The sequence below is a fragment of the Gordonia sp. UBA5067 genome, assembly GCF_002414845.1.
Classification (GTDB): Bacteria; Actinomycetota; Actinomycetes; order Mycobacteriales; family Mycobacteriaceae; genus Gordonia; species Gordonia defluvii.
Genome location: NZ_DIAX01000021.1, coordinates 5189 through 15195 on the forward strand (window position 1 = coordinate 5189; position 10007 = coordinate 15195).

The 10007-nt window shown below is 68.8% G+C and carries 11 protein-coding genes; 9 read left to right on the plus strand and 2 right to left on the minus strand.

The features are described 5' to 3' along the window. The 6 genes from B4M62_RS02800 to B4M62_RS02825 form a co-directional block, all read left to right on the plus strand. Positions 1-618 (plus strand): AAA family ATPase (locus B4M62_RS02800; protein WP_290704851.1); only part of this gene is annotated, 618 nt, incomplete at its 5' end. Continuing rightward, positions 605-1546: a DUF58 domain-containing protein gene (locus B4M62_RS02805; protein ID WP_290704854.1), complete on the plus strand. Its 942-nt coding sequence runs from the start codon at positions 605-607 to the stop codon at positions 1544-1546. The genes B4M62_RS02800 and B4M62_RS02805, both read left to right, overlap by 14 nt. Further along, positions 1546-2520 (plus strand): VWA domain-containing protein, encoded by a 975-nt coding sequence (locus tag B4M62_RS02810; protein WP_290704857.1) that lies wholly within the window; start codon positions 1546-1548, stop codon positions 2518-2520. The genes B4M62_RS02805 and B4M62_RS02810 overlap by 1 nt, the downstream gene beginning before the upstream one ends. Before the next feature lie 69 nt (positions 2521-2589). Beyond that, on the plus strand, positions 2590-3303 hold the full coding sequence (gene fabG1, locus B4M62_RS02815; RefSeq protein WP_290704860.1) for a 3-oxoacyl-ACP reductase FabG1: 714 nt from the start codon (positions 2590-2592) through the stop codon (positions 3301-3303). 47 nt (positions 3304-3350) lie between these two features. Beyond that, complete coding sequence (gene inhA, locus B4M62_RS02820) at positions 3351-4187, plus strand: NADH-dependent enoyl-ACP reductase InhA (RefSeq protein ID WP_290704862.1); 837 nt, start codon at positions 3351-3353, stop codon at positions 4185-4187. Further along, a complete protein-coding gene (locus tag B4M62_RS02825; RefSeq protein ID WP_290704865.1) occupies positions 4184-5248 on the plus strand; it encodes a ferrochelatase in 1065 nt (354 codons plus the stop codon). The genes inhA and B4M62_RS02825 overlap by 4 nt, the downstream gene beginning before the upstream one ends. A gap of 15 nt (positions 5249-5263) precedes the next feature. On the opposite strand, the gene B4M62_RS02830 is transcribed toward B4M62_RS02825, so the two are convergent. Beyond that, the gene (locus B4M62_RS02830) at positions 5264-6049 is read right to left on the minus strand and encodes a hypothetical protein (RefSeq protein WP_290704868.1); all 786 of its coding nucleotides are present in this window, start codon (positions 6047-6049) and stop codon (positions 5264-5266) included. A gap of 88 nt (positions 6050-6137) precedes the next feature. Between B4M62_RS02830 and B4M62_RS02835 the strand changes: the two genes are divergently transcribed. After that, complete coding sequence (locus B4M62_RS02835) at positions 6138-6959, plus strand: DUF3097 domain-containing protein (RefSeq protein WP_290705035.1); 822 nt, start codon at positions 6138-6140, stop codon at positions 6957-6959. Here the strand turns inward: B4M62_RS02835 and B4M62_RS02840 are convergent. After that, entirely contained in the window at positions 6956-7690 is a 735-nt protein-coding gene (locus B4M62_RS02840) for a TVP38/TMEM64 family protein (protein WP_290704871.1), read from the minus strand. The genes B4M62_RS02835 and B4M62_RS02840 overlap by 4 nt on opposite strands. A gap of 95 nt (positions 7691-7785) precedes the next feature. Here B4M62_RS02840 and B4M62_RS02845 point away from each other — a divergent pair, with 95 nt between their 5' ends. Then, entirely contained in the window at positions 7786-9684 is a 1899-nt protein-coding gene (locus B4M62_RS02845; RefSeq protein ID WP_290704874.1) for a methylmalonyl-CoA mutase family protein, read from the plus strand. After that, positions 9681-10007 (plus strand): methylmalonyl-CoA mutase family protein (locus B4M62_RS02850; protein ID WP_290704877.1); only part of this gene is annotated, 327 nt, incomplete at its 3' end. The genes B4M62_RS02845 and B4M62_RS02850, both read left to right, overlap by 4 nt.

The window sequence follows — 10007 nt, forward strand, 5'->3', positions numbered from 1 at the left end:
CTGCCCGAGGCGCAGCGCGACCGCTTCCTGTTCAAGGTGTTGGTCGACTACCCGTCGGTCGAGGAGGAACGCGAAATCGTCTATCGGATGGGCAACGTTCCCCCCACGGCCACACAGGTACTCGACGCTGAGACGATGATTCGCCTGCAGGACGCATCGGCCAACGTCTTCGTCCACCACGCCCTGGTGGACTACGTGGTGCGCCTGATCAACGCGACCCGTCGACCGGCCGACCTCGGCATGACCGAAGTCGCCTCCTGGCTGGCCTACGGCGCATCCCCCCGCGCGACCCTGGGAATTATCGCCGCGGCTCGCGCATTGGCGCTGGTCCGGGGCCGTGACTACGTCGTGCCGAACGACATCGTGGAGATCGCCCCCGACGTTCTGCGCCACCGCTTGGTGCTGACCTACGATGCGCTGGCCGACTCCGTCGATGCTGATGACGTGATTGTCCGCGTCCTGCAGACGGTGGGCCTGCCGCAAGTCGTGGCGGCTCCGGTCAACGCCAACGGTGGCAATGCGGCGGCAGCGCCGGGCCAGATACCGGCGATCCCGAACCCGGCGCCGGTCGGCCCAGTCCCGACGCCGCCGAGCAACATCCGGCATGCCGGGCAGTAGCAGCGGTCTGCCGTCCTTTGCGGACGGTCTGCTGACCGACCCGGCGCTAACGGCCGCATTGCGCACCCTCGAGCTAACCGTTCGGCGCAAGCTGGACGGAGTGCTGCAAGGCGAGCACCTCGGGCTCATTCCCGGGCCCGGGTCGGAGCCGGGGGAGGCGCGGGCCTATCAGCCCGGCGACGACATCCGCCGGATGGAGTGGGCGGTCACCGCCCGAACGACGGTGCCCCACGTGCGCCAGATGGTCGCCGACCGTGAGTTGGAGACATGGCTGGTCGTCGACGTTTCGGGCAGTCTGGACTTCGGCACCGTCGGTCGCACCAAGCGCGATCTGGCGGTGGCGGCGGCCGCGGTCATCGTGCACCTGACGGCTGGCGGTGGCAATCGGATCGGCGCGATCATCGTCACCGGCGACGAGATCGTGCGCGTCCCCGCGCGCGGCGGCCGGGCCCACGCGCAGAACCTCTTGAAGAAGGTCGCCACGACGCATCGCAGTTCGCCGACGGTGCGTGGTGACTTGCGCGACGGTATCGAGGCCCTGCGTCGACCGGAGCGCAGACGGGGGATGGCAGTGGTGATCAGTGACTTTCTCGGACCGATCGATTGGGATCGTCCGTTGCGCGCCGTGGGCGGTCACCACGAGTTGCTGGCTATCGAGGTCCTCGATCCGCGTGACCTGGAATTGCCCGTGATCGGCGATGTCCGGCTCGCCGATGCTGAATCGGGAGAGATCCACGATGTGGTCATCACCGAGCAGGTGCGCGATGACTTCGCGGCCGCGGCCAAGGCCCACCAGGACAAGGTGCACCGGACGATTCGCGCCTGCGGCGGACCGGTGATGACCCTGCGCACCGACCATGATTGGATCGCCGACACCGTGCGCTTCATCGGTGGGCGCCGCCGCGGACTTGCGGCCGGGGTGGGCTGATGCTCGCGAACCCCTGGTGGCTGCTCGGCCTGCTCGTCGTCGCCGCTCTCGTCGGACTCTACGTCTACATCCAGCGCAAACGGACCTCGCGCGCGATGAAGTTCGCCAACCTGGAGATCTTGAAGACGGTCACGCCGAAGCGGACCGATCGCTTTCGCCACGTGCCGTTCGCGCTCCTCACGGTGGCGCTGATCCTGCTGACGGTCGCGCTGGCCGGCCCGCAGGCCGACCGCAAGGTGCCGCGCAACAAGGCCACGGTCATGCTGGTCATCGACGTTTCTCGATCGATGAACGCGACCGACGTCGCCCCGACCCGCATTAAGGCAGCACAGCAGGCGGCGAAGAAGTTCGCCGACGACCTGACCGACGGCATCAACCTGGGGTTGATCTCCTTCGCCGGGACACCGACGACGCTGGTGAGCCCGACGCCCGACCACAACGCGACCAAGGCGGCCGTCGACAAGCTCCAACTCGACGACAAGACGGCGACCGGCGAGGGCATCTTCGCCGCGCTCGATCAGATCCGCACGCTGAACTCGCTCCTCGGCGGCGACAAGGAGGCGCCGCCCGCGCACATCGTCCTCCTGTCTGACGGCAAGCAGACGGTGCCGGAGAGCCCCGATGCGCCGCGCGGTGGGTTCACCGCGGCGCGCAAGGCGCGGGAGCGCCATGTCCCGATCTCGACGATCTCCTTCGGAACCAAAACCGGCGTCGTGGAGATCGAGGGTGAACGCATCCCGGTTCCGGTCGATGACGCGACGCTGAAGAAGATCGCCCAGCTGGGTGCGCCGGGCGGCCGATTCTTCACCGCCTCGAGCCTCGAGGAGCTCAACGCCGTCTACGGTTCACTGCAAGAGCAGATCGGCTATGAGACGACGCGAGGCGACAACTCCCACCCGTGGATCCTCGCGGGCACAGTCCTCGTCCTGCTCGGCGCGGCCGGCGCGCTGGTGCTCAACCAGCGCCTGCCGTGACGGGCCCGTAAGCGCCCCAGCGGACCCGAGCTTTCTCCCACGACCCGCGACACGATAGGTTTTGTACCCATGACTACCTCGCGCTCAGTTCTTGTCACCGGTGGCAACCGCGGCATCGGTCTGGCCATCGCACAGCGGCTCGCCGCCGACGGCCACAAGGTTGCCGTGACCCACCGCGGATCCGGTGTTCCCGACGGCCTCTTCGGCGTCCAGTGCGACGTCACCGACACCGAATCGGTGAACCGGGCGGTCGCCGAGGTTGCTGAGCACCAGGGGCCCGTCGAAGTGGTCGTCGCGAACGCCGGTGTCACCGAGGACACCTTGCTCATGCGGATGGACGTCGACCAGTTCGAGCGCGTCGTCAACGCCAACCTGACCGGTGCGTTCCGTGTCACCAAGGCGGCCACCCGAAACATGCTCAAGAACCGCTGGGGACGCTTCATCTACCTCGGCTCGGTCGTCGCCCTGATGGGTACCCCCGGCCAGGCCAACTACGCGTCGAGCAAGGCCGGCGTCATCGGCTTGGCCCGTTCGGTGACTCGTGAACTCGGCAGCCGCAACATCACCGCGAACGTCGTCGCGCCGGGTCTCATCGACACCGACATGACCCGCGCGCTACCGGAGGAATACACCAAGACCGCCGTTGACCAGGCCATTCCAGCCAAGCGCATGGGGCAGCCCGAGGATGTTGCCGCGGTCGTCTCCTTCCTCGCCTCCGATGATTCGGCCTACGTCACCGGCAACGTGATCAACGTCGACGGCGGACTGGGCATGGGTCACTAGGGCCCGCGTACCGACCACCAGCCATCCACCAGAACTCAGGAGTCACCATGGGTATCCTCGACGGCAAGACCATTCTCGTCACCGGCATCATCACCGACGCCTCCATCGCCTTCTCGACGGCGAAGGTCGCGCAGGAGCAGGGCGCCAAGGTGATCATCACCGGCATCCCGGAACGACTACGACTTATCGACCGCATCGCCAAGCGGTTGCCGCAGGAAGTGCCGCCGGCGATTCCACTCGACATCACCGACGAGGAGTCTCTCGGGGCGCTGGCCGACAGGGTGCGCGAGCTGGCACCCGAAGGCATCGACGGACTGGTCCACTCAATCGCCTTCGCCCCGCGCACGCTGATGGGCCCGGACGCGCTGCCGTTCCTGGAGGGGCCCGGCCCCGATGTCGCCAGCTCGTTCCAGATCTCGGCGTGGAGCTACGCCGCGCTGGCCCGCGCCGCGCTGCCCGTCATGAACGAGGGCGGCTCCATCGTCGGCATGGACTTCGATCCGCGCACCGCCATGCCCGATTACAACTGGATGGGTGTGGCCAAGGCCGCCCTGGAGTCGGTGAACCGCTACGTCGCCCGTGAAGTCGGCTACGCCAAGCGGATTCGGTCGAACCTGGTGGCTGCCGGTCCGATCAAGACGCTGGCCGCCAAGGCAATCGCCGGAACCGCCACCGATGACGCCCGCAAGCTCAACATGCTCAACGACTACTGGAACGGCGCCTCGCCCATCGGCTGGAACGTCGACGATCCGGGTGTCGTCGGCACCAGTGTGTGCGCGGTCCTATCTGATTTCCTGCCGGGCACGACCGGGTCGATCATCTACGTCGACGGCGGTGCCAGCCACAACACCTGGTTCCCCGAGGAGATGCTCGAGGGCAAGTGAGCCCACTCGGCAACGACTCGCGGTTTACCGCGGTCCTCTTCCTGTCTTTCGGCGGGCCGGAGCGCACCGTGGACGTGCTGCCGTTCCTCGAGAACGTCACACGGGGGCGAGGCGTGCCGCGCGGCCGGCTCGACGAGGTCGCGGAGCACTATTACCATTTCGGTGGCGCATCGCCGATCAACGGGCTCAACCGCGACATGATCGTGGCGCTGCGCACGGGCCTGGCCGAACGTGGCCGCGACGATCTGCCGGTGTACTTCGGCAACCGCAACTGGGATCCGTACGTCGAAGACGTGCTGGTGCAGATCTACCGCGACGGTCACCGGCGGATCCTGGTCTTCGCGACCTCGGCCTGGGGTGGCTACTCCGGCTGCACGCAGTACCACGAGGACATCGCGCGGGCCGTTGCCGATCTGGCGCAGCGGGAGCCCGGAAGCGTCGATGATCCGGTCCTGTTGCGCAAGCTTCCGCAGTATTGGGCCGAAGAGGCGTTTCTCGACGCGGAGACTGACGCGGTGCGTCGTGCCGTGGCGGACCTGCCCGATCCCGACGGGGAGTTCCGGCTCGTCTTCACCGCACACTCCATCCCGACCCGCGCTGACCAGGCGATCGGTGGCGGGCTCTACTCCCGGCAGGTCGCGCAGGCATCGGCAGCGGTTGCGCGGCGGTTGACGCGCGCCGGGGCCGAAGCCGGAACGGATTACGACCAGGTTTGGCAGTCGCGCTCGGGGCCGCCCGAGGTGGCCTGGCTGGAGCCCGATATCGCCGACCATCTGAGAGTTCTCGCCGAGTCGGGGGTCGAACAAGTCGTCGTCGCGCCGATCGGGTTCGTCTCCGATCACCTCGAGGTCGTCTGGGACCTTGACAACGAGCTGGCGGATCTCGCCACCGATCTGGGACTGGCCTATGTCCGGGCCGACACGGTTGGCACCGATCCCCGGTTCACCGATCTCGTCGCAGCCATCGTCGACCGGTATGCCGACGGCTACGGCGACCTCGATGCGCCCGGTTGCGGGGACAACGGCGCCGGCTGCCGATCAGGGTGTTGCGGGCCCTCCTGAAGGGGGCCGAAGGCCTCATACCGCGTGGCGCGTGTATTCGTCGATCACCCGATTGACCGACGCGGCCAGGGCGGCCCGTGCGGCGGCAGCCACTTCGGCGAGGCGCCGGTCGGGTTCCTGTGAGTGGGCGCCCGCCAGACCGAAGCTTGCCCGCCGAGCCGTGGCCAGCGCACCAGTCGCGAGAACTTGGGCGGCCAGCGAGGCGACTTCGGCGGCCCGTGCATGGGCACCGGGGGGCAGTACCGGCAGGAAGCGCGACACCTGGGCGGCCAGTTCGGCGCGCAGGGTCGCCGCGTCCCCGTCGGAAGCGCCGGGCAAGCCGGTGAGAACCGCGGTGGCTCCGCCGATTGCGTCGAGCAGCGACAGCCGCGCCTCACCCAGACCCATCTCCGCCGGAGGCGGAACAGGACCACCGGGCCGGTGCGCGATCCATCCGGTTGCGCGATCGGGATCGCGCTGCGGAATGACCAGTAGGGGGGCGGCGCCGGTGTCGACGACCAGCGCTTCGCCGACTACACCGGCGGCGTGCGCGGCCGGGCCCGGTGGTAGGCCATCTGGCGCTCCGGGGGCCGGTAGGCGAACCGACCACGACCGCGCCGATCGGGCAAGCTCGAGCCAGCCGGTACGTGCGCCACTCTCGGCGTCGACGATCACGGCCGGCATCCCGAACGCCGCCAACTCGTCGAGAAGGTCGTCGCCGGCGCACCGGCGCGCACCGAAGGCGGCGGCCCAGGGGGCGAGGGTGGTCAGCAGATAGACGGACTCAGCTGGCGGGCTGTTCGGATGGGGAATCGCGGCCATGACGCGAACCAGCCTAGTCGCCAACCGATGCTGCCTGCGCGTCGCTCGCCATGGTCCGAGGGCGACTGATCTACGCTGGGCGATCGTGATGGACGACCCGTACGGCCGCGACATTCTGGCCGCGCCCCGCCGCGAAGGCCCGCAGGTGCCGGTGATCCCGGCGGAGAAGGGACTGGTCGTCGAAGACGTGGCCAGTGGCTACTGCGGCGCGGTGGTGGGCTTCGAAAAGTCCTACGACGGGTTGTTCGTCCGCCTCGAGGATCGCCGCGGCGGGACTCGGGTCTTCGCCATGAGGCCGTCGGCCTTTCTGATCGACGGGAAGCCGGTGACTCTGGCGCGGCCCACGACGACCGTCGCTTCCGGGGCGGCGCGCACGGCCTCCGGGTCGCGCAAGGCGGCGCAATCTCGGGCCCGGGTGGCGCGTGCCAGCCGGCTCTTCGTCGAAGGGGTGCACGACGCGACGCTGGTCGAGCGCGTCTGGGGTGACGATCTGCGCGCCGAGGGGATCGTCGTGGAGAGTCTGGACGGCCTGGACAATCTCGCCGATGCGCTCGCCGAGTTCGAACCGGGCCCGCGCCGGCGGGCCGGGGTCCTGGTGGACCACCTCGTGGCGGGGTCGAAAGAGCATCGATTGACAGGTTCGGTCGGACCGCATGTGCTCGTCTGTGGTCATCCTTACATTGACGTGTGGGAGGCGGTGAAGCCGGCTTCGGTGAAGATCCGTGCGTGGCCCGTCGTTCCGCGCGGTACCGACTGGAAGACCGGCGTGTGCACCGCACTGGGCTGGGGTGCACCGCGGGACGGCTGGCGCCGGGTCCTTTCCGGGGTGAGCGACTACCGCGACATCGAGGTGCCGCTGCTGCGTGCGGTGGAGGAACTCATCGACTTCGTCACCGCCGAAGCGGGCTAAGTCAGCGGGGGAGCGGGGGACGACCCGCCCGGCGCGTCAACGGGCAGTTTGGCGTCGAAGACGAGGCCGACGATGCCCAGCGCGAAGAAGAAGACGGTGCTGCCGATCAGCCACGGATTTGGTCCGCTGGTCACCGAGTGACCGAGGAGGACGACGGCCGCGGTCCCCGGGAAGACACCGATGACGCTGGCGACGAGGTAGGGGAACAGCCGCACCGACGACAACGCCGAGCAGTAGTTGGCGAGCGCGAACGGGCAGGCCGCGATCAGCCGCAGCGACCCGACCGCCAGCCAGCCCCGACGCTCGAGGCGGGCGTCGATCGCCCGCACCACCGGCTGCTTGAGGTAGGGCTGCACCTTCTCGCGGCCGATCAGCCGGATGGCGATGAATGAGGCCGTCGCCGCAAACATGGTCGCCGACATCGCGCCGGCGAGACCGAGGGTTGCGGGGAACAAGATCCCCGACGAGAAGGTGAAGGCAGATCGGGGAATCGGGAAGATCGTAATCAGTGCGTAGCAGGTGAAGAAGATGACTGGGAACGTTGGTCCAAGCCCGGCCCGCCACGACTCGATTGCGTCGACGATCCCGCGCGTCGGGACCACATACGAGGTGCCCATGATGACGGCGATGACGACTCCGACGGCGATAAGCCGACGGATCACCGTCCCCCGGAGGTCGGCCGCGGCGAGTTCGGCCCCGGTGTGCGGGTGATGTGTCGGGCCGTCGTTCACAGCCGCGATGGTACTGCTCGCCGGAACGCGGAGTCAGCGGCGGAGCACGGCGCGCGATCGTCTATGGTCTGAACTACACGATGGAAGGCGGTGTGATGTCCCTCTCTCAGGCCTACGAGCAGTGGTCCGAGTCGGCGGCGGCGGTGCTGGCGAAGTCCCGTCGCGTCGAGGTCGGCGACCTGCCCGGAACCCCGACTGAGCTGCTGTCCACCCCGATTCCCGGTGGACTGACCGTCCGGCCGCTGTACACCCGTCTCGACGAGACGGCCGAGCCCGGGCTGCCCGGCGAGTTCCCGTTTGTGCGCGGTGCCGATCGCGTCCGCGACGCGGTGCTGGGGTGGCGGGTGACCGAGCGATTCGGCGACGACACCGCGTCGGCGTCGACGGTGAACGAGCAGATTCTCGGTGCCTGTCAGAACGGCACGAGCGGACTGTGGCTGCGGGTGGGTGAGGGGTTGACCACTCAAGACCTGGCTGCCGTGCTTACCGGGGTCTACCTGGATCTGTTGCCGGTGACCCTCGGCGCCGACGCCGAGGGCATTGCCGCCGCCCGCGAGTTTCTGCGCATCCTCGATGCCGCGCCGACGCCCCCGCAGGAGGCGCCGCCGACCGTCGCGACCGCCCATTCGCTGGGTTTGTCGCCACTGACCGCGGCGTATTCCGGGCGTCCGACCGTCGACGAGGCCGACGCCACTGCGCTCGCCGTCGAGCTCGCCGGTACCGACCGCACTGGGCGGATCCGGACTTTGCGGGTCGATGGCCTGGACTTTTCCGGGGGTGGTGCCGACCCGGTGACCGAGCTCGGGCTGGTCATCGGCGCCGGGGTCGCGCATGTCCGGGACCTCGTCGAAGCCGGGCTGACCCCGGGGCAGGCGCTTCGGCAGCTGACCTTCGCGATCAGCGTCACCGATGACCAATTCGGCGCGATCGCCAAATTGCGCGCGCTGCGCCTGATGTGGGCTCGAGTGGCGCAGGTACTGGGCGTTCCCGATGCCGGTGCGGCGGTGACGCACGCCGTGACCGACCTGACGATGTTTTCCCAGCGCGACCCGTGGGTGAACATGCTGCGCAGCACCGTTGCCGCCTTCGGTGCCGGCGTCGGCGGCGCAGACCAGGTCACCGTGCACACCTTTGACGCAGCTATCCCCGTCGAGGAACGAACCGCCAAACCGGCCTTCGCGCGACGGATCGCTCGCAACACCCAACTGTTGCTCTTGGAGGAGTCCAATATCGGCCGGGTCCTCGACCCCGGCGGCGGTTCCTGGTACATCGAGTCGCTCACCGACGATCTAGCCGATGCCGCCTGGGCGGTATTCACCGACGTCGAGGCGCGGGGCGGGTACCGGGCGGCGTTGGCCGACGGTTCAATCGCGCAGCGCATCGCCGCTGCGCTGGCCGATCGCGACGCGACGGTCGCGACGCGATCGACTCCGGTCACCGGCGTCAGCGAATTCCCCAATCTGGACGAACCGTCGCTCGGCACGGCGGCCTCGTCGGCGACCAGCCTGCCGGGCGCAGCGCCCAACCTCGCGCGGATCGCCCGCCACTTCGAGGCACTGCGGGACCGGTCTGATGCTGCTGCCGCCGACGGGGCACGTCCCAGCGCCTTGCTCATCCCGCTCGGCCCGGTTGCCGAACACAACGGGCGCACCACCTTCATCGCCAACCTCTTGGCCGCCGGTGGTATCGCTGCGATCAACCCCGGCCCGGTGACAGCCGATCAACTTGCCGGGCTCGTCGCCGAACACTCCCCGCGGATCGCCGTCTTGTGCGGCACCAAGGCGCGCTACGCTGCTGACGGTCCCGCTGCGCTGGCCGCCGCTCGTGGTGCGGGAGTCAGCCGTGTGTACCTCGCCGGCCCCGGCAAAGAGTGGCCCGATCAGGCCGCACTGCCCGACGGCTCGCTGCGCGCGGGAATCGATGCCGTCGCCGTCCTGACCGAACTGCTGGATCTGCTGGCCACCGGGTCCGCACCGACGGGAGCTCCCGCATGAACGCCGTCCCGCCTTTCGCCGTCCCGCCTTTCGCCGTCCCGCCTTTCGCCGGAGTGCCGCTGCGTTCCGAATCGCCGGAGCCGCCGGTCACTCTCGAGCACGCGAATGACCGCATCGAAGCGGCCGCGATGGCGCACGGCTACACACCCGAACAGGTGGTGTGGCAGACCCCGGAGCAGATCGATGTTAAACCGATCTACACCCGGGCCGATCGGGACACGGTGGCTCCCGCCTATCCGCTGGACACGGTGCCGGGGGCGTTGCCGTTCATCCGTGGGCCGTACCCGACGATGTATGTGAACCAGCCGTGGACGATCCGCCAG